At 61.7% G+C, this 23,701-nt stretch carries 22 protein-coding genes and 1 pseudogene; 14 read left to right on the top strand and 9 right to left on the bottom strand.

Annotated features, from left to right (window positions below):
* From EYQ35_02850 to EYQ35_02840, 3 genes are all read right to left on the bottom strand, one after another.
* Positions 1-263, bottom strand: a 263-nt coding sequence (locus EYQ35_02850) for a hypothetical protein (GenBank protein ID HIF63081.1), incomplete at its 3' end; no start/stop codon positions are given.
* A 135-nt stretch (positions 264-398) separates the two neighbouring features.
* Positions 399-1,643 carry a hypothetical protein gene (locus tag EYQ35_02845; protein HIF63080.1) on the bottom strand — a complete coding sequence of 415 codons (1,245 nt, stop codon included), beginning with the start codon at positions 1,641-1,643 and terminating at the stop codon, positions 399-401.
* A gap of 3 nt (positions 1,644-1,646) precedes the next feature.
* On the bottom strand, positions 1,647-2,180 hold the full coding sequence (locus EYQ35_02840; GenBank protein HIF63079.1) for a hypothetical protein: 534 nt from the start codon (positions 2,178-2,180) through the stop codon (positions 1,647-1,649).
* 56 nt (positions 2,181-2,236) lie between these two features.
* Between EYQ35_02840 and EYQ35_02835 the strand changes: the two are divergent.
* From EYQ35_02835 to EYQ35_02825, 3 genes and pseudogenes are all read left to right on the top strand, one after another.
* Positions 2,237-2,341: pseudogene (locus EYQ35_02835) on the top strand (IS6 family transposase).
* A gap of 138 nt (positions 2,342-2,479) precedes the next feature.
* The gene (locus EYQ35_02830; protein ID HIF63078.1) at positions 2,480-3,643 is read left to right on the top strand and encodes an amidohydrolase; all 1,164 of its coding nucleotides are present in this window, start codon (positions 2,480-2,482) and stop codon (positions 3,641-3,643) included.
* 4 nt (positions 3,644-3,647) lie between these two features.
* Positions 3,648-4,160 carry a hypothetical protein gene (locus EYQ35_02825; protein HIF63077.1) on the top strand — a complete coding sequence of 171 codons (513 nt, stop codon included), beginning with the start codon at positions 3,648-3,650 and terminating at the stop codon, positions 4,158-4,160.
* Between the two features lie 115 nt (positions 4,161-4,275).
* Here EYQ35_02825 and EYQ35_02820 read toward each other — a convergent pair whose 3' ends face one another.
* Complete coding sequence (locus tag EYQ35_02820) at positions 4,276-4,782, bottom strand: MarR family transcriptional regulator (protein ID HIF63076.1); 507 nt, start codon at positions 4,780-4,782, stop codon at positions 4,276-4,278.
* 135 nt (positions 4,783-4,917) lie between these two features.
* Between EYQ35_02820 and EYQ35_02815 the strand changes: the two genes are divergently transcribed.
* Positions 4,918-6,168 (top strand): amidohydrolase family protein, encoded by a 1,251-nt coding sequence (locus EYQ35_02815; GenBank protein HIF63075.1) that lies wholly within the window; start codon positions 4,918-4,920, stop codon positions 6,166-6,168.
* A 38-nt stretch (positions 6,169-6,206) separates the two neighbouring features.
* On the opposite strand, the gene EYQ35_02810 is transcribed toward EYQ35_02815, so the two are convergent.
* The 3 genes from EYQ35_02810 to EYQ35_02800 all read right to left on the bottom strand — a co-directional run bounded on the left by EYQ35_02810 (position 6,207) and on the right by EYQ35_02800 (position 9,102).
* Positions 6,207-6,653: a nuclear transport factor 2 family protein gene (locus EYQ35_02810; protein ID HIF63074.1), complete on the bottom strand. Its 447-nt coding sequence runs from the start codon at positions 6,651-6,653 to the stop codon at positions 6,207-6,209.
* 37 nt (positions 6,654-6,690) lie between these two features.
* Positions 6,691-7,614, bottom strand: coding sequence for an alpha/beta hydrolase (locus tag EYQ35_02805; GenBank protein ID HIF63073.1), 924 nt, complete (start codon positions 7,612-7,614; stop codon positions 6,691-6,693).
* A 147-nt stretch (positions 7,615-7,761) separates the two neighbouring features.
* Complete coding sequence (locus EYQ35_02800; GenBank protein ID HIF63072.1) at positions 7,762-9,102, bottom strand: class A beta-lactamase-related serine hydrolase; 1,341 nt, start codon at positions 9,100-9,102, stop codon at positions 7,762-7,764.
* Between the two features lie 158 nt (positions 9,103-9,260).
* On the opposite strand from EYQ35_02800, the gene EYQ35_02795 reads away from it, so the two are divergent.
* Positions 9,261-10,058: an enoyl-CoA hydratase/isomerase family protein gene (locus EYQ35_02795; GenBank protein HIF63071.1), complete on the top strand. Its 798-nt coding sequence runs from the start codon at positions 9,261-9,263 to the stop codon at positions 10,056-10,058.
* A gap of 29 nt (positions 10,059-10,087) precedes the next feature.
* On the opposite strand, the gene EYQ35_02790 is transcribed toward EYQ35_02795, so the two are convergent.
* Positions 10,088-12,253, bottom strand: a complete 2,166-nt coding sequence (locus EYQ35_02790) for a hypothetical protein (protein HIF63070.1) — start codon at positions 12,251-12,253, stop codon at positions 10,088-10,090.
* Positions 12,254-12,378: 125 nt separating this feature from the next.
* Here EYQ35_02790 and EYQ35_02785 point away from each other — a divergent pair, with 125 nt between their 5' ends.
* The 9 genes from EYQ35_02785 to EYQ35_02745 all read left to right on the top strand — a co-directional run bounded on the left by EYQ35_02785 (position 12,379) and on the right by EYQ35_02745 (position 23,385).
* Complete coding sequence (locus tag EYQ35_02785) at positions 12,379-13,653, top strand: sulfotransferase (protein HIF63069.1); 1,275 nt, start codon at positions 12,379-12,381, stop codon at positions 13,651-13,653.
* 44 nt (positions 13,654-13,697) lie between these two features.
* Positions 13,698-14,804 carry a DUF1214 domain-containing protein gene (locus EYQ35_02780; GenBank protein ID HIF63068.1) on the top strand — a complete coding sequence of 369 codons (1,107 nt, stop codon included), beginning with the start codon at positions 13,698-13,700 and terminating at the stop codon, positions 14,802-14,804.
* Positions 14,805-14,917: 113 nt separating this feature from the next.
* Positions 14,918-16,873 (top strand): DUF3604 domain-containing protein, encoded by a 1,956-nt coding sequence (locus EYQ35_02775; GenBank protein ID HIF63067.1) that lies wholly within the window; start codon positions 14,918-14,920, stop codon positions 16,871-16,873.
* 2 nt (positions 16,874-16,875) lie between these two features.
* Complete coding sequence (locus tag EYQ35_02770; protein HIF63066.1) at positions 16,876-17,640, top strand: SDR family oxidoreductase; 765 nt, start codon at positions 16,876-16,878, stop codon at positions 17,638-17,640.
* 266 nt (positions 17,641-17,906) lie between these two features.
* Positions 17,907-18,704, top strand: a complete 798-nt coding sequence (locus tag EYQ35_02765) for a serine/threonine-protein phosphatase (GenBank protein HIF63065.1) — start codon at positions 17,907-17,909, stop codon at positions 18,702-18,704.
* A gap of 2 nt (positions 18,705-18,706) precedes the next feature.
* Positions 18,707-19,483 carry a DUF1295 domain-containing protein gene (locus tag EYQ35_02760; protein HIF63064.1) on the top strand — a complete coding sequence of 259 codons (777 nt, stop codon included), beginning with the start codon at positions 18,707-18,709 and terminating at the stop codon, positions 19,481-19,483.
* Positions 19,484-19,650: 167 nt separating this feature from the next.
* Positions 19,651-20,955, top strand: coding sequence for a DUF1329 domain-containing protein (locus EYQ35_02755; GenBank protein ID HIF63063.1), 1,305 nt, complete (start codon positions 19,651-19,653; stop codon positions 20,953-20,955).
* 103 nt (positions 20,956-21,058) lie between these two features.
* Positions 21,059-22,072: an acyltransferase gene (locus EYQ35_02750; GenBank protein ID HIF63062.1), complete on the top strand. Its 1,014-nt coding sequence runs from the start codon at positions 21,059-21,061 to the stop codon at positions 22,070-22,072.
* Positions 21,775-23,385 carry an acyltransferase gene (locus EYQ35_02745; GenBank protein HIF63061.1) on the top strand — a complete coding sequence of 537 codons (1,611 nt, stop codon included), beginning with the start codon at positions 21,775-21,777 and terminating at the stop codon, positions 23,383-23,385. Before EYQ35_02750 ends, EYQ35_02745 begins: the two co-directional genes overlap by 298 nt.
* On the opposite strand, the gene EYQ35_02740 is transcribed toward EYQ35_02745, so the two are convergent.
* Positions 23,288-23,695, bottom strand: a complete 408-nt coding sequence (locus EYQ35_02740) for a hypothetical protein (protein HIF63060.1) — start codon at positions 23,693-23,695, stop codon at positions 23,288-23,290. The two genes, EYQ35_02745 and EYQ35_02740, sit on opposite strands and share 98 nt — an antisense overlap.
* Positions 23,696-23,701 lie beyond the last annotated feature (6 nt).

Below are 23,701 nucleotides of genomic sequence, written 5' to 3'. Positions count from 1 at the left end.
GGCACCATGCCGGCTTCCTCGCCGCTGGATGATTCCTGTCGTGGCCGCGGCGCGAGGCCGGGCATGGACCAGGTGTCCAGCATGGCCGGTGGCGCGACTATGCCGCCGTGCACGCTTTCGGCCGCGAACGCGGGGTCGGTGTACACCGGGTTGTGATCGGTCATGGCGTCGCACCAGTGCCGTATCATGGCCTGGTTGACGTCGTCGCGGGTCACGCGCGGCTCGGTAGCCACGCCCACGACCCTGCCCAGTGCCGCCAGCAATGCGTCGGGTGTCTTGTTCTTGTTATCGTCACTCACTGTTGTCGGGGTGCCGGTCGGCTTCCGGTGGAGATAGTGCCGTCTCCGCAGGTGGTACTCAAGGGTTGAACACCGGGGCCAGGCGATATCCGGGCCGGGTCAGTCCTCCACGGCTGTTTCCCCGAGGGCCGGTTCCTGGGAGACCGTGGTGTATGCTCCCTCCCGAACCTCGCGCAGGCGCGCGCGGGCCGCGGCCTTTTCGGGAGATACCGCTTCGGAGAAGCGGAACCCCGTATACATCACCCGCCGCTCGCGCTTAGCCGGGGGCTGGCTCATGTGCAACGTGCAGCTGAGGTGGGCCGTGATGTCGCCGGTACGGGTGGGCAGGTCGATTTCGGGCAGGTCGTGGTTGCCGGGACCGATGAGCGAAGGCCATAACAGTGCCCGGTGCGAACCGGCGGTGACCCGTAGTTGCCCCGAGTCCGAGTCGGCGCCGGTGACCGAGATCCCCACCGTCAGGCTGCAGCACTCGTAGCTGTGCCGCCCCAGGCTGCAGTCCTTGTGCCACGGAACGTCGGATATTCCCTCGACGACGCCAATGGGTTTGACCAGGGCCTCGATGCGGTTGTTCTCCAGCCCCGCGTGTACGTGACCATCGCCGGTAATACCGCCTATACTCAGAAAACGATCGTTCTGTAGCAGTTCCGCCGCGCCCTCGGACCGTTCGTCAAAAGCCTGCATGCGCACCAGCTGCCGTTTGCCGTCCCCGGTGGTGGCCCACCAGCTTCGCCCGTCGCCTTCCTCGTACGAAGGCCGGGCAAGGTCCATCTCGCTGGCAATGCGCGCCATTTCTTTTTCCCCGAACATGCCAGTGATGTGCAGGTAGCCGGCCTCGTGAAGGAACCATGACATCTCGTCAACTGGATCGTCGGGACCGAAGGCTCGGTGCAGGTCCAGTGCTTCTCCCTGCCGGTCAACGAAGGAGACCGCTCCCGGTGTGTGAAGGGTTCGTGAGTCGAGCGCGCCGCGCAGCACAAGCCACCAGTCGAGCAGGTGCCCGATGTTGCCCTCGGGCATGTCGAGCGCGCCTGAGACCATGAAGGTTATGGGCGTGAACTGGTCGCGGACAAGCCCGGCCAGTTGATCGTCCTTGAACTTGACGCGAGCGGCCCCCCGGGCCGGACCCGCTTGCACTACGACCCGGTCGCTGTCCCACGAAAGCGACCACGCATCGCCGCCGCTTTCGATGGTGATCGGTCGCAGCCCGAGCAGGCTCGCCCCGGGCATGACCAGTTCATGGTTGGCTTCGAGTGCAGCCGGAAGCTGGTCGGAAAAAAACTTCCCGGGGTCAAAGGCGGCAGGCTCGCCGTCTGTCCGGGTGCGGAAGTCTACGGACATTTTCATTGCTTACTGCGCATCCTGGGCACGCGGTTCGGCGGTTATCCCCTCGCGCGAAGCGTTCGCCAGCGCCCACCAGCCGATGATCGGAGTAACCACGGCCGCAAGCATGGCCGCCCACACGGCCTTGAACAGCACGAAGGAGTCTACGCTGAACGGTTGAGCCTGGCCGAGGGTGAGGGCCCACACTACCGGCACCGCGCCAAAGACAACTCCCAGTACACCGAGAAACAGGCCGCGCCTTGGAACAGAACGCTCGAACCAGCGCGAGTGGGGAAACTGTTGGTCGGGTAGCGGGGAAACCTTGCCCGACTTTACCTGTCGCGAGACCAGCGCGCTTACTATGACGCAGGTCAGAAAGGGCAGGATGAATCCCGTGGCCAGCAGGTCAACACCAACGCTCTGTTCACCCCACAGCGGTACGTTCTCCGCCCCCCTGAACAACGCCCACACGATCAACCCGTTGAGGAGGAAGTTAAAAATCGTCGGGCCGATGCCCTGGTCGACCAAAAGAAAACGACGGTGTTGTTCAGACAGTTGCACCCGGGTACCTCCAGCAGAGGGATGACGATAGTCGCGGGCCGCGCGCACGCAAGCCCGCCGTCTACAATTTATTCAATCCTGGGCGGCACCTGGTATCCGCAGATCACTATCGGAATCCCAGGATCAGTGCGTTCGCCGAATGGAGTAGGGCGGGTGCTTGAAGCCGGGAGCTAGGTTTCTGCGGTCGGGAGGCATCAGCTTGCCAATACCGTACCCTGAATATATATCTTGCTGGAAAGATATATTGAGGTTTACTACAAACAGAGAAGTTTGTACCAGGCAGTGATGGAGACATACCTATGCGCAACGGTTTAAAGGTGTTCGACGCCGACGCCCACGTGATCGAACCAAAGAACCTTTGGGAACGCTTCCTCGATAAAAAATACCAGCACCGCGTTTCCTGGAAGCAACCCTTTGAAGGTATGGACCGCTTTCGTCCAGCCACCGTCGATGGCCGTTATACCCAGAGTCACAAAACGCTCTACGGCCGTCAGCAAGAAGCGGTGCGCTGGAGCACTGATGAGATGCGCAAACGCTTTGGCGAGGTCATTGATAAGCAGTTCGATGGCCCAAGTACCGCTGCTGCCATGCGTCGTGAGGGAGTCGATCTGGCCGTACTCTACGGTCCCGGCTACGACATGTGGCTGGAGGGCATCGACCCCGACCTGCAAGCTGCCATGGCCCGAGCCTATAGTCGCTGGGGAGAAGAAATGCGCGACACTTCCGGCGGACTAATCCTCACCGCCGGCCCGGTACCGTTGAACGATATTACCCGGGCAGTGGAAGAAGTTCGCTACGCCTACGAACACCTCGGTACCCGATGCTTCTGGGCGCGTCCAAATCCATTTAACAAGCGTACCCTCGGCGATCCGTACTACGACCCCTTGTGGGAAATCCTGCAGGACCTGGACGTCAGTTTTGCCACCCATGAGTTTATGGGCCTGAATGGCTATTCTGCCAGTAGCGAACGCTTCGACAGCTTCGTTGAGTGGCACACCTGCGTACACCAGATGGAGGCGCAAATGGCTATGCTGGCGATGATTGTCAATGGTGTGTACGAACGCTTTCCCCGATTAAGAGTGGCCTATATGGAAGCAGGCTCCGCCTGGGTACCCGCCTGGCTGCATCGCATTGAAGAGCATGTTGAATTGGCCGGGTGGCTGGAAACTCCCCAGTGCACCAAAGCGCCCATCGAGTACTTTAAACGCAACTGCTTTGTCACCACGGAACCAGACGAGCATCTCGTTTACCATGCTATTGAAGAGCTAGGTGACGAGCGCATACTATTCGAAACCGACTTTCCCCACCCCGATTCCAGTTACCCCCACGCGGTAGAGGAATTCCTGAGCCAGGAGCGTCTGACCGATCAAAGCAAGCGCAAGATACTCTGGGACAATGCATTGGATTTTTATCGTTTTCCTGACAGCCACATGCCCACCGACTTCATAGAAGTGGAAGAGTAGAAACATGACCGGCACTGTTTACCACATCGCACCCATCCCGCCCAATAAAGAACATACCACCTATGTTGAAGCCGGCACGTTACGTATAGGCGTGGAATACCGCCTGCTTGATGATGCGGAACTCGCCACCCACTATACGGGTGACGACATGGACGTAATACAGGCGGCAACCCAGGGCGTGGCCGTGGAGGACAACGGTGTTTCTATCCACATCTTCGGCAGCGATGATGGCCACGAATACCTTCGCTTTGATATGTTCGAGCGAGAGCCACACTATCACTACATTGAGCCGAGCGGCGAAAAGCAAACCATCGTCGATTACGACCGGGCAGCCTTGGGCGACATGCTGACCTGGACTCTGAATCAACTCGCAACGCGCCTACCTGAAATGCTACGTTTCGCAGGTGGTGCCAGGCTGGCCTCCACACTGGATACCCCAGCAATCACCGAGAGCCTCAACAAGGTGAACGACCTGGCACGGGAAGCCGAGGCCGTCCTGCGCGCGCAGCACAACTAGCCTTGGGATATTGCACCCGGTAGCGAGAGGATAGCGCGGGGATCTGGGTTTACGGGAAATTTTGGTTTATCAAATACCAGGTAAGCATTCGGCAAACGGGTGCGAGCTTTCGAGGTTAACCCCGCTGGTAATCCTCAAAGGCTCGCACCAGGAATTGCAATGAGCGGTCCAACGTCTTGCCTCGTGTCACAGAGGCATCCTCCAGTAGTGCGTTTGAGCCCTCAACAAAGCGATGAAATGCCTTACCGTGGATATCGAAACCACGTTTGGTCAAGCGCACCAGGCTACCCCTGCCATCGGCGGGATCAGGTAATCGCTCTACCAACTCCATGGACTCCAGCCTCTTGATCATCTTGGTCATCCCCCCCGAAGAACGCTCCATGACGTTATACAGCGTACTGGGCGTAGCCTGGTAGGGTGCGCCCAGTCGTCTCAGGGACGCAAGCACCATAAAGTCACTCATGACCAGGTCCAGGGGAGACAAGCATTGCTGCTGGAAAGTAGCGAGAAGCAGATCCAGCCGAGCCAACCGTGTCATGGTTTTGAGCGCGGTGGTATCCTCGTCGGGAAATTCCCGTGCCCACGCCGAGAAAATATCTTCCACCCAATCCTGTTCTTTCACGTTCTTTCGCTCCCCGGCTGACAGGCTTCAAGAGTGACACTAGTAACGCCAAAAACCTGTCTGGTAAGACAGTTTCACCCTATACCGAGTTAATAATACACTAACAGCACGGCTTGGCCGTGCGAAGGAATTACCGTGAGTCGAATCGTTTTTACAAATGCCAGGCTATTGGATGGGGATCATCCTGCGCAGCCAGGCCAGACCGTAATTGTCGATGGAGGCCGCCTGGTTTATGTCGGCGACGACACTACTGCCAGGTTGGACCCGAGTGACCAACAGTTTGCATTGGATGGTCGCACCCTTATGCCAGGCATGTTTCAGGCTCATTGGCATGGTTCCTACAAGGGCCTGGATTTCAAGTGCCTGCCGGTTGGACTGGAACAACCCCCCGGCTACCTGATGCTGCTCGCTTCCACCCAGGCAAAATTGGCTTTGGATTGCGGGTTCACCAGCGTCATTGGGGCCGCCACCGGAGCCGCGTTGGATGCGCAGCTAAAAATGGCAATCGCAGATGGTATTGTCGAAGGACCCCGTATCTTTGCTTCCGGACGATGGCTTATCACCACCGGTGACTCTAACGATTTACCGGAGTATTCCTGGTGGGGCCTCACCAGTATGGGTGCGCAACGCATTTGTGACGGCCCTGACGAGTTTCGCAAAGGTGTGCGTCGGGAGATCCTGGAGGGAGCAGAGGTCATCAAGATATTCAACGACAGTGGCCACGCACTGCTCTACGGCTCAAGCTTTCTTTCCATGAACGCCGATGAACTCACTGCAGCAGTCGAAGCCACGCACCAACGGGGTAAACTGATTCGCTCTCACGTTACCGGCAAACAGGCCATTCTCGATTGTATCGACGCGGGTGTCGACATCCTGGATCACGTCGACCAACTCGATGTGGAGTGTATTGACCGTATCGTTGAAAGCGACACATTCGTCTGTCCCAGCGTCTACCTGCTGAAAGCCATTCTCGAAACCGTGAGCGCCCAGGGCGACGGCACCATCGACCAGCCGTTTTTCGAGGTCATGCAGCAGGACTTTGACAATATGTGCCGGATGCTGCCGCTGGCCGCCCGTGCCGGTGCAAAGTTCATGATTGGTGATGACTGGGGTACGGCGATGACACCCCACGGTGACTATCATAAAGAGATGCAACTCTACGTCGATTGCGGAGTAGCTGAATTGGACGTCATCCGCTGGGCAACCAGGCATCCAGCAGAATCCATGAATATGGGAAAAGAACTGGGCACAATCAGCACGGGTAAAATAGCCGATTTACTCGTGATCAACGGAGACCCCAGCGAGGATATCAGCGTCCTGGGAGACCAGGACAAACTGCAGCTTGTTATGACAGAAGGGAAAATTTGTAAAAATAACCTGGCGTAAATGTATAGGGCTAACCTGGCTTCAGGGCGCGCCCGGCTTTAATCGGTTGCCCGACTCCATGACGTGCCTGCGGGCACCAGGTACTCCATGTGCACGGCACGACACTTAAACTTCCACTGACCGTCAATACGCACGTAGTCGTCTTCGTAATACCCGGACCCGATCATACAGCCGCCTTCAGTTTGGCTGCGCAAATCGATATAGACATATCCACTTGCCTTATCACCGTCGAGATCAATCAGGTGATTGTGGACGAAAGGTTGTAACCACTGCTCTTCAACTTTTTCTTGCAACAGGGACCGCAGCTTCTCACGTCCCGAAACTCGCCCACCATAAGGTCCAAAATCGATAATGCCATCATCAGAAAAAAGATCGGCGGCCTCCAGTGGTTTTTCCTGCCAGATACAGTGTGCATATCGATGAACGAGGCCCTTGATATCTTCAAGGTCATTGAGTCGTAATATTTGCGATTCTATTTCAGTCACATTTCTATCCCCGTCCCTTCAGTTAACCAGCCCCTCTTTACATCCTTGTCCTGTCCAGTATGTAGCCACGAATTTTTGCCCACGCAGCAGTAGCCTCCGGTACTCCCGCATTCACCAGGCCATGCCAGCCCTGGATCATGCCAGGCCAGCTCTCCATGGTGACCTCCACGCCCGAACGCAGGGCGTTGATGGCAAGTGAAATTGCCCCTTCGCGGACTGTATCGAACTGACCTATCTGCAAATACATGGGAGGTAGGTCGCTCAAATCAGCAAATGCTGGCGACACGCGTGGATCATTGAGGTTCATTTTCCCTGCCACGTAATCTCGACCTCGATTGCGAACCCACTCCGGGGTCAAGAACGGATCTCGGCCATCTACTGATTCTCCAGAGACAGACAGGTCAAACCAGCCTGTCAGTGATACTAAGCAAGCCGGCATCGGCAGGTTCTTCTCTCGCAGCTGCAACAGTAATCCTACCGCGAGGCTGCCGCCGCAGGATTCCCCCAGCAGTATGACGTCGTCTGGATTTACGCCACTGTCCAGTAGACCACGGTAGGACTTGAAGCAGTCGTCAGCTGCGGCTGGGTAGGGGTACTCTGGAGCCAGCCGATAGTCAGGCATTACTACCCTGCAACCAGTCTGGCGTGCAATGATTTCGGCGTAGAAATGGTACTCATCAAGCGGGGTAGAGACGAAAGCACCACCATGGCAATGGAATACTATCCGGTTGCTTTCGTGTTCCTCCAACTCGTACTCGCCGCAACGAACGCCGCCGTACTCCGTTATCGTAATTCGTAAATCATCACCGACAGGATGGCCGTGGAATGGGGCGAACATTTTGCGCACGGCATTGTAGTCAGCCGCTGGATCGGCAAAATCGGAAGGTATGGCATCGATGATTGCTTGAAGTTCTTTACTGACAGGCATGACTGCTCCACTGTGATTGTGGAGGAGTAGCATAGCAGTCGAGTTTTAAATACGCAGGGCGCATCACCTGCCCTGGTCGACCAGGAGAAAACGACGGTGTTGTTCAGGCAGTTGCATCCGGTTACCTCCAGCAGGGGGATGACGATAGTCGCGGGCCGCGCGCACGCAAGCCCGCTGGCGTTACAACCCGAAGAAGGCGAAAGACTGGGCGATATAAACCGGGTAGGGCCGGCCGCTGTACGGGCCCGGCTGGTCCTGGGCGAGCACAACGCCCACCAGCCCCGTGGTGGGGCTGACTATGAACGTCGTCCCGAAGTATCCCGACCACCAGAAGTCGCCCTTGCGGTCGGTCATGATGGTGGCGTCGGGGTCAACCACTACCGCCATACCCAGGCCCCAGCCCAGCCCCTCGATGTCTTCTTCGGCGAGCACGCCCGAGGCGACGTGCGCGCGCGTCATCAGGCCAACGGTCTCGGGTTGGAGCAGGCGCACTCCGTTGTAGCTGCCCCGGTTCCACAGCATGAGCGCAAACTTGAGATAGTCGCCCGCCGTCGAGACCAGGCCACTACCGCCCGGTGTCCAGTCGGCCGGGTCGTGGTGAGGGTGCTCCACCAGCAGGAGGTCGCCGTCTTCGTCTTTCGTGTACACGCGCGCCATGTCGGCCTGCTCGTTGACCGGCGGCAGGAAGCCCGTTGAACTCATGCCCAGGGGTTCGAACACGCGCTCGACCAGGAACTCACCGAAGGGCTGTCCGGCGGCGACTTCGACCACGCGGGCCAGCACGTCGGCCGTCCAGCCGTAGCGCCAGCGCGTGCCGGGTTGTTCGTAAAGCGGCGCGGTGAGTATGCGGTTGACGCGCAGCTCCAGCGACCCCGCGCCCGCGTAGATGTCGCGCTCGGCCCACAGCCTGCCCAGGGGCGAAGGGTCTTGTTCGTGACCGATGCCGGCCGAAAAGCTCAGCAGGTGGCGTACGGTGAGCGGCTCTTGCAGGGGCTCGGTTGCAAGCGGTTCACCTGGAGAACTGTCGGTGGCCACGCGCAGGCTCGCTGCTACCGGCAGGTAGAGCGACACCGGGTCGTTGAGCGAAAGACGGCCTTCTTCAACCAGCATCATGGCGGCCACGGCGGTTACCGGCTTGGTCATCGACGCCAGCCTGAAGCGGGTGGACAACTGCATGGGCAGCCCGGCCTCGACGTCGGCGTAGCCAGCCGTGTGGGCGTGCACCACGCGACCGTCGCGGGCGAAGACGGCCACGTAACCCGAGTTAGTGCCGATGGCGGCGTTGAAATCGAGGAAAGCGTCCAGGGCCGCGGTCGAAAGGCTCGACAGTGCCTCGGGTTGGGCCAGGGCGGGGTCGGCGGCAGCGATGTTGACCGCCGCTTCGCTGTCCTGCCGCGTGGGCCCGCCGCAGGCAGTTGCGAGCAGGCAGGCAGCCGCACAAACGGCGAGCAGGCCGGCCGTTTTCCGACCGGCGGCGCTTTGCTGCCGCTGCCTGCCATTGACTGTGCGTTGCTGATGCATGATCCGGATGCCGGCCACAGTATAGCTGTTGCGCTTTCTGTTCCTATGTCGCGAGGGAGTGTCGCGTTGGGCTTGCTTCTCCGGGCCCCGCGGTTAGCGCGGTTCAGTTAGCCTGTGCGACTGCGCTATAGGGTGACTGCTGGCAGGCGGAGGGCGACATGCAGGTTCCATCTTTCAACACGATCGAGATCTCAGCGGCGGGCAACAGGGGCACGCTTGAGCTCGACCGCCCCGACAGTCTCAACCCGCTGGGCCCCGAGACCCTGGCCGAGCTTGCCCGGGCGGCGGATTTCCTGGCCGCTTGCTCCGAGCTGAAGGTCGTTGTCGTTTCGGGCAGGGGGCGCGCATTTTCTGCCGGCGCCGACGTGACGGCCTTTGCCGGCGGCGGGGGAGACAGTCCGACTGACCCCAGGGCCATGGCCGATCTCGGCCGCTTGATGGCCGACGCCATCGAGCGCATTCCGGCGGTGACGGTGGCCCGCATACAGGGACACTGCGTTGGCGGCGGCCTGGTGCTGGCGGCGGCCTGCGACCTCAGGGTGGCCGCCGATGACGTGCGTTTCGCGATACCCGAGATAGATCTCGGCATACCGCTTGCCTGGGGCGGCATCCCGAGGCTGGTGCGCGAGATCGGACCGGCGCTTACGAAAGAACTGGTAATGACCTGTCGTCCGTTCACAGCCGAGGAGGCGCGCGCCGCCGGTTTCGTCAACCGAGTGGTCGAGCCATCAAAACTCGAAGAGGAGACCGAGGCGTTGGCGGCCGAGCTGGCCGAAAAGCCCGCGCTCGCGTTGCTGTCGACCAAGCGCCACGTAAACGCCGTCACCGAGCAGGCCTGGGGCACGGCGCGAAGCTGGGCCGACGCCGACGGCCTGCTGGCAGGCCTGCGCGACCCCGAGGGCCGCGAGTCGGCCCTGCGCTATCTCGAAGGCCTGGCCGCGCGTCGCCAAGGCTGACAGCTCCGTCGCGTCGCCACCGGCCCGTCTCAGAAGCCGAAGCCCCCGAGCAGCGGCCACGGGCAGGGCTCCGCGTCGGGCTGGGCTGGGTACACGAAGGCGGCGATGAAGCACATTTCGTCCTCAGATAGCGCCCCGAAGTCCAGGTCGCAGTCGCGACACTCACCCGTTGTCGTCCCGGGGGGGCAGTCGGCGTCGGTGAAACACACGTAGTTGTTAGCTCGATCGCAGCTTGACGGGGAGCTGGTCTCACCCGGTTGCACGCAGCGGCGGGTGGTGTCGATAAGGACGCCGTTGTCCCACTCGCACTGGAACCACAGGCTCTCGCCAATATCCAGGTGCAGCGGCGGGTCGGTTACCAGTACGTCGGGGTGGTCCCAGTCGGTGGAGTAGTAGACCTGGTCGGTGGTGTCGCTCCAGCCGGTCGGCTGGCTGGTCCAGATTTTTATGCCGGTGCCGCGGCGGTGCTGGTGCGAGCTTACAGCGAAAGCGCACAGTCCGGAGGCCCCGCCGTTGGTGTACTGGCTGACGTCGCTGGTGCCTACCTGGTCCGGGGGCACGATGAACGCCAGGTTTCCAGGGAACGCCAGGCCCGCGGTGGCCAGGGTAGGCGTCGTAGACCCGTGGAAGTTGACGTATATCTCGGGGTATATGTCCACGTTGAAGTGGTTGACGTAGTGCGGGTTGAAACCGAACACCTGGCCCGGGATTATCTTGTAAGCGACGTTCTCCGGCAGGGTTAGTTCACCCACGGCATCCTGCGTGCCGATGCGGAAATACTTCTGCGCGAAGTTGTTGGCACAGCCTGCATCCAGGGGATCAAACGCTGTTGGTGTCGCCGGCGGTCCGGAATCGGGGATGTCCTCGAACAGTATGATGTGGTGGGTGCCGCTGTTGGCAATGATTTCTATACGGTCGATGTACCAGTCTTCGGTGACAGACGCGGGTACTTCGATCCACTGGCAGCCTTGGAATTCGGTGCCCGGTGCCACCGTAAACCCGGAAGGAGCCTCCATGTGCATCTGGAAGCCCTCGCCCGGGGCGGGCGGTGCGGGTGGGTCGACCGGGGCCCAGATGTCCTCGGGCTCCCCGCAGGTGGCGCCTGCCGGCCAACCGTCAAAGGGCGCGCCGGCCTCTATCCAGACCTTGAGCAGGTTGAGCTTGCCGGTCGAGTAAGTGTCTGAGCCCGGCGGCATGTTCTGTCCCAGGCAGCCGGCCGCTTGTCCGCCGGTCGTACACAGGGCGTCGAGCTGGTTGTTGGTCAGCAGCAGTTTTTCGTACATCAGGCTCTGTGAACCCGCCGTGCCCAGGCCAGGGTCACCAGGCATTATCCGGGCCATGCCCAGCGCGGTTGCGCCCGGCAGCAGCGGTGTCTCGCTTACGAGTTCGTCGTAGAGCGCCGCGGCGCCTATCTCGTCAATGTTGAGGTTCATGCCGCCCGCTGGCGCGCCGCCGCTGTGACACACGGTGGCCGCGGCGCAGCCGGTCTTGAAGACGATGTCGGCTATGTGTTCAAAGGCGCTGGCCGACGGGCAGTCGGTACACCTGAACTTGAGCTTGTCGCTGTCTTTTATGGGCTTGTTCTTTGGCGGCGCCGGTTCGGTTGTGACCTTGACCTTGAGTCTCTTTTTGCCCTTCTTGACCGAGGTGTCTACCACTATGGTGGCCTGGCTGGAGGTGCATTGCAGGCAGTTGCCACCACCGGCGCCCGGGTTTGCGCATGGCACGCCTGTGCTGCCCAGCAAGGCGTCGGCTGCCACCTGTAGCTCGGCCGCACCGGCGTCGTACTTGGGGTGGCCCAGGGGTTTGTTCTTTACCGCGACGCCACCCACAGGAATGCCGGCCGGCGTGCACAAGCCCATGTCTTCGTCGTCGGCCAGGCAGAGGCCCACGTTGAAGCTGCACAAGCCGTTGACGAGGCCGTCGCTGTCGCAGGCCAGGTCACCGTCGGTGCAGGCCAGGTCTTTCTGCTTCTTCTTGGGCGGTGCCGGGTAGTTCAGCTCAAGTCCGGTTTGGAAGAGGCTCACGCAGTCGGTTTTAGGACTGCCGCCTCCCTCGATGAGCCCGTCTTCGCTGGGATCGTCGTGCGCGATGGCGGCGATGGGGCCCAGAAGGAAGGCGGCTGCTGTGAGCAAGGCAGCGGCAAATAACAGCGCCGCTGCAGCCCGCGGGCGTACGATCGCATTAGTTGGCATGAAACTCCTCCCCGATCCTCAGCCGCAACGGAAGGGGCGGAGGGACCAAGCATCATTCAACTGCACTTGGCAGGGGTAACGCAAGGGGTTTTTATTTTTCCCGATGTCCGGGGGCGCGGGATTGCATGCGGCTGGGATGCTGCGTAGTTGTCGTCGGTAGGCTACGGCTCGGCCGGGCTGGCCGGGCTGGCCGGAAAAGACGGGAGAAGCAGGTGGCAGGGACTGATTTTAACGCAGAACAGCTGCTCGGCGAGGCGGCCGGGGACACCGGGCTCGAGGATTTCGGTGGACCGTGGCCGGGTCGGCAGGCCGACGGCAGCCTGCGTGAGGCTCTCGAAGTGCTGTGCGAAACGTACAAGGCCAACCCCTTCACCGAGCGCGGTCGTCGCCGCAACCGCCGCCGCCTCGTGCAACTGCTCTCCACCCGCTTGCGCGTGGAGAAGGCCTTCGTCGATCACCCCGAGATACTCGAGCAACCGTTGGCCGCACCAATGATACTGACCGGCTTGCCGAGGTCGGGTACCTCGGCCTTGTTCAACCTGCTGGCTTGCGATCCGTCGGCGCGAGCCTTGCTCCTGTGGGAGACGCAGTTTCCCGACCCCGCCGAGGGGCTGGCCCCGGGCGATCCTGACTCGGGCAAACACGACCCGCGCCGGCAGATGATAAAGGACTACTACGAGCAGGCTCGACAGAAGAACCCGGAGTTCACGAAGATCCACTTTGCCGATGCCGATACGCCCGAGGAGTGCGTGCTGTTGCACGCTTACTCACTCAACGGGGTGCACCTGGGAGTGGAGCCCATGCTCGAACCCTACGCATCCTGGTACAGGCAACAGGACCTGTTGCCGATGTACCGATACTATCGCGCCCAGTTGCAACTGCTCCACTGGCAACGGCCTGGTGAGCGATGGTTGCTCAAGGCGCCGGCGCATATGTGGGCCATCGACTCCCTGCTCGAGGTGTTCCCGGGTGCGAGCGTACTGTGGAGTCATCGCGACCCCCTGGCCTGCACGGCGTCTATCTGCAGCATGACCGACGCCATCCCGGCGGGAACGCTGGAGTGGGACAAGGGCAAGCTCGGCCCCCTGGTGATGGACTTCTATGCCAGCTCACTGGAGCGCGGGCTCGCCGTTCGCGACAAGAGTCCGGCCGGCCGGTTTTACGACGTGGGCCATGATGATTTTGTCGCCGATCCAAAGCTGCTGGTCGAGGGTGCGTATAAACACTTCGGCCTTGAGCTGGGCCAACAGGCGACCGACTCCATGCGGCAGCACACGGCGGCCAATCCCAGGGGTCGCCATGGTAGCCACGATTACAGGTTGGAGGAGTGGGGTATTTCGACAGGCGAGGTTCGCGAGCGTTTTGCTCCCTACATCGATCGCTTCGGTATAAGCTGCTGAGCCGTGGTGCAGTTTGATGGCAATGGCATAAGGAAAAATTGAACATGGACGATAGAGAAATGGCGCTTGCCAAGGTAGACAGTGGCCAGGCTTGGACCGAGTTCTGCCAACTGCTCGAGAAGGCCGGTGAGATTATACTGCGCCCCGACCTTGCTCGTTCCACTTTCGATCGCGCCGAGGGACTGCGCTACCTCAACCGCCTGCTCAGGGCTGGCTCGCAGACCTTCGCCGAGCAGACCGGGCCGAAATACCCGGCGTTTCGGGCCATGCCCGAGCTCGTGAAGATGGGCTTGGACAATCCGGACAACTACTACCTGGGCGCTTCGATCCGCGGCGACCTTGACTACAGGATAAGCGGCAAGCGTGGAAGCATTCACTACATGAGTTTTGCCGCGCAGAACCAGAACTTTGCCGCCAGCGATCGTATTACCGGCGGCGCCGGCCACCTCAACGACTCCGACCTCGTGCTCGAAGACGACGGCAGCTTTGAAATAATCGTGAGCGCCCGTGAGCAGCCGGGCAACTGGCTGCAGATGAACGAGGACACATCGCAGGTGTTGCTGAGGCAGACCTTCCTCGACCGCTCACGCGAGACCCCCGTGGAGGTGGCCATTGAGTGCCTGCAGGCTGACGGCCCCGCGCCGCCGTTGGATCCCGCGCGCGTGCCAGGGCAACTGTCGGGCACAGCCATGTACGCGCTGGGCTGTGCCGGCTGGTTTGCCGACTGGGTGACGGGCATGAGAGAGAAGGCGGAGGTCAACAGCTTTCACCTGCCCGACGCCGAGCATCATCGCCTCGTGGGCGGCGACCCCAACGTGCGCATCTGGCTGGGCCTGTGGGAACTCGGCGACGACGAGGCGCTGGTCATAGACCTCGAACCGCCCGCCTGTCGCTACTGGAACTTTCAACTGGCCAACTGCTGGGCCGAGTCGCTCGATTACGCCACGCGCCGCGTCCACATCAACAACGGCTCGGCCGTGGCCGAAGCCGACGGCAGTGTGCGCCTGGTGGTGGCCCATCGCGATCCGGGCCACGCCAACTGGATAGACACCGCCGGCCACGAGCACGGCAGCATGTGCGTAAGGTGGGTGCTTGCCCGTGAGCACCCGCAGCCGGTAACCAGCGTTGTGCCGCTGAGCGAGCTGGCCTGAAGCGCCGCCGGTGGTGAGGCTGGTTTTACGGGGCTCAAGAGGTTAATCAATGTCAGCCGCTCCGCGGGTGTCCGTCCACGCGGGTTACCGCCCTGGCTGGGCAAGGAGAATCCATGAAAATCACGACAGTTTTGTCCGCTGCGATGATGGCGTTCACGTTGCTACCCGCTTCGGCCCTGGCCGGCGACCAGGCGGCCGGTGACCAGCGCCCCTACGAGATCACCGAGCAACGCGAGGCTTGTGCCGACTACGACCCGCTCAGGCGGCCTTTTTTCGGCGACCTGCACGTGCACACCGGCTACTCCATGGACGCGGCCACGCAGTTTACCCGCAACACGCCGCGCGACGCCTACCGCTTTGCCCGCGGAGAGGAGGTTGGCCTGCAACCCTTCGACCGCGAGGGCCGCCCGCTGCGCCACGCGAGGCTGCGTCGCCCGCTCGATTTTACCTCGGTGACCGATCACTCCGAGATGCTGGGCGAGGTCAGGATCTGCAACAGCAATGACCTGCCCGGCAGTGACTCGGACATGTGCTGGCTCTACAAGCGCCTGGGGCCCCTGGCCACGCTGCCCATGCTCGCGCGCACCATGGTTGGACGCGAGCGTATGAAGTTCTGCGGTGAGGGGGGCAAGCTCTGCCTCGACGTGGCCGCCGACGTTTGGCAGGACATCCGCGATGCCGCCGAGGAGGCCTACGATCGTAGCCCGGAGTGCAGCTTCACGAGCTTCGTTGGCTACGAGTGGACGTCGATACTGGGCATGGGCATCAACATGCACCGCAACGTCATCTTCCGTAACGAAAACGTCCCCAACTTGCCGGTGAGCTGGGTAGACACACCGTCGGCCTACAACCTGTGGGAGCAGTTGCAGGACAAGTGCATCGATGGCGTAAAGGGCTGCGACGCGCTCACCATTCCCCACAACTCCAACCTGAGCGGGCCGGGCCTGATGTTCGAGTCGGCAAAGCTGGAGGGTCCGCTGCAGGCCGGTATCGAGGTGGATGCGGCCGAGGCCACGGCGCGCAGGCGCTGGGAGCCGCTGGTCGAGATCATGCAACACAAGGGCGATTCGGAGTGCATGATGGGCGGTGACACCACCGACGAGGCCTGCGGTTTTGAAAAACTTCCCTACGATAACTTCGCCGGCGTGGGGCGCTTTCGCGGCGTGGGTGCCGTGGCGGGAGGACACAAGTCGTCGATGGTGCGCGAGGCGCTCAAGAAGGGCCTGCTGCAGGACGAAAACGGCGTCGGTAACTCCCTGAAGTACGGCATAATTGCGAGCACCGACACCCACCTGGGCACGCCCGGCCTCGTGGCCGAAGACGAGTCGAAGGGGCACGGTGGCGCGGGCAATTCGGCGAGCACAGGGGTGCCCATCGGCCTGCCCGACAACTTCGAGTTCAACCCCGGTGGCCTGGCCGTGGTGTGGGCAGAAGAGAATGCCCGCGACTCCTTGTACGCGGCCATGACCCGCCGCGAGACTTACGGCACCAGCGGCACGCGCCCGGTACTCAGGTTTTTTGGCGGCTGGGGCTACGACGAGCAGATGTGCGATGACGATGGCTTCGCCTCTGCGGGCTACGAGGGCGGGGTACCCATGGGATCGGACCTTGCAGCGCGCCCCGACTTGGCGGGCAGTCCCTTGTTCGCGGTGCAGGCCATGCAGGACCCGGGCACGAGCGAGCACCCGGGTACGGCGCTTGACCGCGTGCAGATAGTAAAGGGCTGGGTCGAAGACGGCAGCACGCGCGAGAAGGTATACGACGTGGCTGGCGGCAATCTCAGGGCGTCGGTAAACGCCCGCACCTGTCGCACCAGCGGCATTGGACACTCGTCGCTGTGCACGGTGTGGAGCGACCCCGACTTCGACGCCGAGCAGCGCGCCTTTTACTACGCGCGCGTACTCGAGAACCCGGTCTGTCGCTGGAGTCAGAAACTCTGCGTCGAGGCCAAGGTTAATTGCTTGTGGCCCAACAAGGTGCACCCCGGTTTTGCAGCCTGCTGCAGCAAGGCCCACCGCAAGGTCGTGCAGGAGCGCGCCTGGTCGTCGCCGATCTGGTACACGCCTTGACGCTGACCCACAGCAGCGATGGCCGCAGTGTGAGCGGGCGGGCGGCGCTCATCACCGGTGCCGGCAGCGGCATAGGCCGCGCCACGGCGCTGTTGCTGGCGGCCGAGGGTGCGCGCGTAGCGGCGGCTGATTGCAACCTCGAGGCGGTCGAAAGCGTGGCGGCCGAAATAACGGCGGCCGGCGGCGAGGCCCTGGCCTGCCAGCTCGATGTCTGCGACGACTCGCAGGTGCGCTCCGTGGTGGCGCAGACAGTGGAGGCTTACGGCGCACTCGACATACTGGTCAACTGCGCGGGCATAGCCCTGCCCGCGGCCTTCGGCGACGAAGAGGCCTGGGAGCGTACGCTCGACGTCAACCTCAAGGGCAGCATGCGCACGATTCGCGCAGCGCTGCCCCAGCTGCGTGCTAGCGACGCTGGGCGCGTGGTCAACATCGCTTCCACCGACGCCCAGGTGGCCACGCCGATGATGAGCGCCTACACGGTCAGCAAGCACGGCGTAGTGGGGCTCACCCGCGCGCTGGCCGTTGAGCTGGCCGACAGCGGCGTGACCGTGAACGCGGTGATGCCGGGCCCGATCAATACCGGCATGACCGCGGCTATTGGAGAAGACGACCGGCGCCGCTTTGCCCGGAGGCGGGTGGCCCTGCGCCGTTACGGCGAACCCGGCGAAGTGGCCCAGGCCATACTCAACCTCGTGCTGCCCGCATCCAGCTATACCCAGGGCGCTTGCCTGCGCGTGGACGGCGGCATGCTGACAGTGGCCTGACCGCTGTCATGCGGCGGTAAAGCGGCTGACTCCCGGGGCAACGGGCCTCACGATGAAAAGCAAGGTTCCCAGTGTAGATAGTTTCGGCCTGGCCGAGGGCCAACGCGTGGCCGGCTGGGAGGGGGAAGTCTAATTGGTGCGCGAGATCGGCACGGGCATAGAGCGCAAGCTGATAACCCGCAAGTTTCGCACCGCCGGGGCGCTGCGGCGCTTCCTGGAGACAGCCGAATGGGAGTAAGCCGGCGCCCGCGTGCTAGAATCCTTGTATGCTCTCGTCCCTGCTTTTCAGCCGGGCCGACTGCGACCGGCCGCTAGCCACGGACTTCCTGGGTGCGGTCGCGGTTGCGTTCACCCGTCGCTCGCCCTCGCGCGAAACCTGCAACGAGGACGCTCTCGGGGTGTTTGAGTGGAACGGCAAGAGCGGTGTGTTGGCCGTGGCCGACGGCCTGGGCGGTTTGCCGCGCGGCGAGGAGGTCTCCGAGCGCGTGGTACAGGCACTGGCCGCCGCGCCGCGTGGGGGCACACTCGACCCGCTCTGCGATCGCGTGGAGCAACTCAACGGCGAATTGATCGAGTCTGATTTTCCCGGCGGCACAACGCTGGCGGCGGCCGTCGTGCGCGACGGTGTGCTCACCACCCACCACGTGGGCGACTCGGCTGTGCTGGTTGTTGGCCAGCGCGGCCGCGTGCGCCGCCACACCGTGGGGCACTCGCCTGTGGACAGGGCTTTGCGCGCCGGCCGTCTGAGCGAGCGCGACGCTCTTTTTCACCCCGAGCGCCACCTCGTGGGCAACATGGTGGGCGACCCCGACATGTGGGTCGAAAGCGGTCGACCGCTCTCGTTGGGGGCTCACGACACTGTGTTGTTGGCCACCGACGGCTTGTGGGATAACTTCTACCTGGCCGAGCTGGTCGACGTTATCAAAAGCGGCGACTTGCTGGGGGCGGCCGTGCATCTCGTAGATGAGCTCGCGGGTCGTATGCGCTCACCGGGGCGCGACCAGCCGGGCAAGGCTGACGACGTGGCCTTCGTACTATACCGGCCGGGAGCAAAGGGGAGCTGACTATGAATGGGCTGGTGACAAGAGAATTTTTTGACTGCTTCCTCGTGGCCATGACGGTCCTGGCCGTGGGCGTGTTCGTGTACCTGCAGCGCGCACCGGCGGGCTACGGAGTGCATCGCAGCCGGGCCTGGGGTGCAACGGTAGACAACCGCCTGGGCTGGGTGCTGATGGAGTCGCCGGTGGTGCTGGGCATGGCGTGGCTGTGGCTGGCCTCGGATCGTAGCTGGCTGGTGACACCGCTGGTGTTCATGGCGCTGTTCAACCTGCACTACTGCCAGCGCAGTTTTGTCTTTCCGCTGCTCATCCGGGGCCGCGGCGAGATGCCCTGGTCGATAGTCGCCAGCGGCGCGCTGTTCAACTCGGCCAATGCCTTCATGCAGGGAACCTGGATATTCTTTCTGTCGGCCGACGATCGCTACACGGCTGCCTGGCTTGCCACGCCGCAGTTCGTGCTGGGCACGGCCGTGTTCCTGTCGGGCTGGGTCATCAACCTGCATTCGGACAGCATCATCCGAAACCTGAGGCAGGCGGGCGACAGCGGCCACTACATTCCACGCGGCGGCATGTTTCGCTACGTGACGTCGGCCAATTACCTGGGCGAGCTGGTAGAGTGGCTGGGCTGGGCACTGCTCACCTGGTCCTGGGCCGGGGCGGTGTTTGCCTTGTGGACCTTTGCCAACCTGGCCCCGAGAGCCGCCACCCACCACCGCTGGTACCAGGAAAAATTCGGCGAGGACTACCCGGCCCGGCGAAAACGCCTTATACCCTTTATTTACTGAGCCTGTTCACCCGGCGCGGCGGCTTTTGCGACATATTTTTCTGGCCGGCATTTTTCTGAAAGTGACACTTCCGAAAGCCCGGTGCGCTTGCTAGACTGCGGGTTTGGCTGTCGCTGCAGTCGCGGCTGTGCAGCAATTTGTTAGTAAAGAGGGGACCATATCGCGATATGAAGACAATTAAATTGATGTTGGCTGCTGCCCTGTCGGTTGTTACAGTGATGGCCAGCCTGTTGCCCACGGCTTCGTCGGCCAATGATCTCAAGCCGGGTGAGACCATCAGCCGTCTGAACGTGGAGCGCATAAAGGACCTCGTATCGCCCGGCATCTACTGGACGGTAGAAAATGGCATGGACATGAAGATCGTGCCCTACCAGAAGATTTCCCCACCCCAGTTTTTTCTTGACGCCACTGAGAAGTACGGGTCCCAGGTCAGTCTCGAAGACGGCAGGTACATCCGCAACTGGGTCGCCGGCTTTGCGTTTCCTGACATCGACCCCAACGACCCGGATGCAGCGGTCAAGGTCATGTACAACCAGGAGCGCGGCAACTACTACATTACCGACGACATGCACGTGCACTCGGCCGACGCCGATACGGGTAGCCTGACGATTGATTCCAAGGGTGACCGTCACTACAGCGTGGAGCGGCACTTCATCGCCGACTGGATTCGCATGCTCAAGTACGAGGGCCGCCTGGTGCACGAGCCCATGCCGGCCATCACCGACAACCACGACGAGGTGCTGACCAAGCGCGGTATGTACCCGCTCATCGAGCCCTTCGACCTCAGGGGCGTGGGCACGGTGTTGTTTCGCTACAAGGACACCGCGCGCATGGACGACACGTGGCTGTACATACCCATGATTCGACGGGTACGACGCATGTCGAGCGCGCAGCGTAGCGACGCTCTTTTCGGACAGGACATCGACCAGGACAGCTACGGTGGATTTCGCGGTAACGTGGGCGAATTTGACTGGAAGCTGCTGGGCGTCAAGCCGGCGCTGGCTTCGTTTCACGGCGAAAACCTCCCGCCCAAGGTCTGCGAGCGCGACGGCGGCCTGACCTACTGCGAGAACTGGGAAGTCAGGCCCGAGGTCTACATCATCGAGGGCAAGCCGCTGATTCCCAGCTACGCGTACTCCAAGCGCATCATCTACGTGGACAAGGAAATCTTCATGGTTCCTTACGCCGACATGTACGACCGCGGCGAGCAGTTGTGGAAGAGCGTGTTGCTGAGCACCCGCTACTCGAAAAAACCCAACCCCAACACCGACTACGAGTACGATCGCGAGCGGCTGTTCGTGTACGCCTTTACCGTGATAGACATGCAGCTCATGCACGGCACGCGCGCGGCCATACCGGGAATGCAGTTTCCCGAGGAGACCGGTTGGTATCTCGACATAGGGCCGGAGGCTCCCCAGTCGGTGAGCGAGGACTGGTGGACCATAGCCGGTCTGCTCACGGGTACCCGCTGAGAAGCCCGCAAGGGCATAAGCAGGCAGGCCGATAACAACCGGGCGGCAGAAAACGGGCAGTAGCCCGTTGCCCGCCGGGTAAAAGACGGCTAACTTTTTAAGGGTGAGCGCCGCATCAGCCAATCAACGATTGCACTGGGCCGACTACGGCCGAGGCGTAGCAATATTGCTCGTCGTCAACGTGCACAGCGCTGCCGGCGTACAGGGCAGTACCCTGCCGATGCCCGAACCGTTCGGCACCTACTACTACGTGGGCATCACTTCTTTCATAATGCCCATGTTTTTCCTGTTATCGGGCCTGTTCGCCCGACGGTCTCTTGACCGGGGGCTGTGGTCCTACACGCGCGGCAAGTTGTGGGCAATCCTGTATCCCTACCTGCTGTGGTCTGTCGTGCTGGCGGGTGCCCGCTCGGTACTGGGGGCTTACGCAAATCAGCCCATGACCCTGGAGAGGGTGGCAAGCATCGCCTGGGATCCCATACAGCAGCTGTGGTTTCTCTACGTGTTGATGTTCTGCTTTTTGCTTTACGTGCTGCTTGCCCGGCTCCCCACCTGGTTACACCTGGCCGTTGCGATGGCGTTGCAGGTGGCACAGACAGGATTTCACCTGGGCATTCTCGACAAGTGCCTTGGCCACTACATCTATTTTGCCGTGGGTGTGGCCCTTGCCGGGAAGGCAGCGTCGATACTTGAGCGCATGCCCCCCCGGCAGGCGCTCGCCCTGGTGGGACTGTTTGCCGTGGCCTGCGCCCACTACATGTGGATGATGGTCACGCCCCTGCGCATCGAGACTCACCCGGTGATCGGCGTCTACCCGCAGTGGACCCACGTAGCCCTGCTCGGAATTTTTGCCACCCTCGCCGTCGGCGAGATGCTCGATCGCTGGAAGCCCCAAGCCTGGCTGATTTATATCGGGCGCTTATCAATGCCCATTTACCTGGCCCACCTCATAGCCACCGCCGGCACGCGGGTGGTGCTGCTGAAGTTTTTCGACCTGCAGGATGTTACCCTGCATATTATTCTGGGTACGGCCGCCGGCGTGATATTCCCCATATTGCTCTTCAGGTTTTCAAAGAGGCTCGGGGCAGAGCGCTGGTTTGGTTTTGGCACTGCCTGACCTTCTCCCGGGTCCGATCCCTTCCCCAGAGCCCTCGATTCGAGTTTTTTGGTACCCGCGCGTTTCTATGTAGCGCGGCAGTCACTCGCCGGCTTACCATAATAGAGGCAAGCCGGTCCCGGGGCTCGCTTGGGGATTCTCAGCTGCTTTCAATAGAAAACGACAATTCTACGCGCCTGGGCTGGGTGGACTACGCCCGTGGGGTCGCGATCCTGCTGGTGGTCAATGTTCACTGCGCGGCTGGTATACAAGGAAGTACGCTGGCGATGCCCGAGCCGTTCGGGTCGCTCTACTACGCGGGCATGCTCGGGTTCGCGGTGGGCCTCTTCTTTTTCCTGTCGGGCGTGATGGCTTCCGGGGCCACGGAGCGCAGCCCGGGTGTTTACCTGCGCGGCAAGTGGTGGGGAGTAGGGTACCCCTACCTGTTGTGGTCAACGGTACTGGTTGTGGGCCGCTCGGTCATGAACAACCAGGTGAACAACCCCATGGAGATCGACCGTCTCGCTACCATAGCCTGGGATCCCGTCCAGCAGATGTGGTTTCTCTACGCCTTGTTCTTTTGTTTTCTCGCATACGCGGTATTGCGGCGTCTCCCGTGGTGGCTGCATCTGGGCGTGGCGCTGGCCATGAATATGGGCCAGTCGACATTCCACGCGGGGGTACTCAACGAGTGCCTGGCCCACTACCTGTTCTTTTGCCTCGGTTCCCTGTCTGCGGCCTGGCTCAAGAGAGCAGCCGGGACGGTCAGGATGGGGCATGCCGTCGGGGTGCTGTTGGTCTACGGAGTGGCCGTGACCCACTACGTTTTTAGTATAGTGATGCCAGACATGTGGGGGGCGCACCCGGTGGTGGCTACCATGCCGCGGTGGATCCACGTACCGCTGCTCGGTACAGCTGCAGCAGTCGCTGTGTGTGCCGTGGTTGCTCGAGGCAGAACAGCCCCGTGGCTTGCCACGCTGGGGCGTTACTCGCTGGCCATTTACATGACGCATCTCTTTGCTACCGCGGGTACTCGTATTGTAATGCAGCAGGTACTCGGCGTTGACGGCGTGGCGATGCACGTGTTAGCAGGGACGATGGCTGGCATCGTATTTCCCCTGGCAATTTGCTTCCTGTCCCGCTCGCTGGGCGTGGGGTCCTTGATGGGTTTCGGTTCTGCGGCTGTTTCACCCACGACCCCCGGGGTATCGCCGTCGAACCCTCTCACCCCGGTCGTCAGTTCGGGGGAGCTTGTTCAACAAGCTCGACGAGCTGTTGCTCACCGGATAGCAGGAATACGATCCTCCTCCCGTCGAACGCTACAGCAGGGGTAGGGCGGGTCACCGGAAAGGCACCCGCCGCGCGCAGGTCGTTGACCGCGGCCTCAAGGTCTTCTACCTCGTAGCAGGTATGGTAGGTTCCTCCGTTTTCGGAACCCACGTAGCGTAGTACTGGCGAGTCGTCAGCCGCCGCCTCTACCAGCTCCACCCGAAAACCGTCGGGCTTGACGAAAAACTGTACGCGGACTTTCTGCAGGGGGTCGTGGATGATTTCGCTCTCGGTAGTGAAGCCCATTACGTCGGTCCACCAACCGGCGCTGTCGGCTATGCTCTTGACGGCGACTCCTACGTGGTGAAAACGCATGGCTCC

The organism is Candidatus Binatota bacterium (assembly GCA_012960245.1).
In the GTDB taxonomy this organism is placed as follows: Bacteria; Desulfobacterota; Binatia; order UBA1149; family UBA1149; genus UBA1149.
Note: the sequence above shows the minus strand (reverse complement) of the source record. Positions and strands in the feature narration are given on the sequence as shown.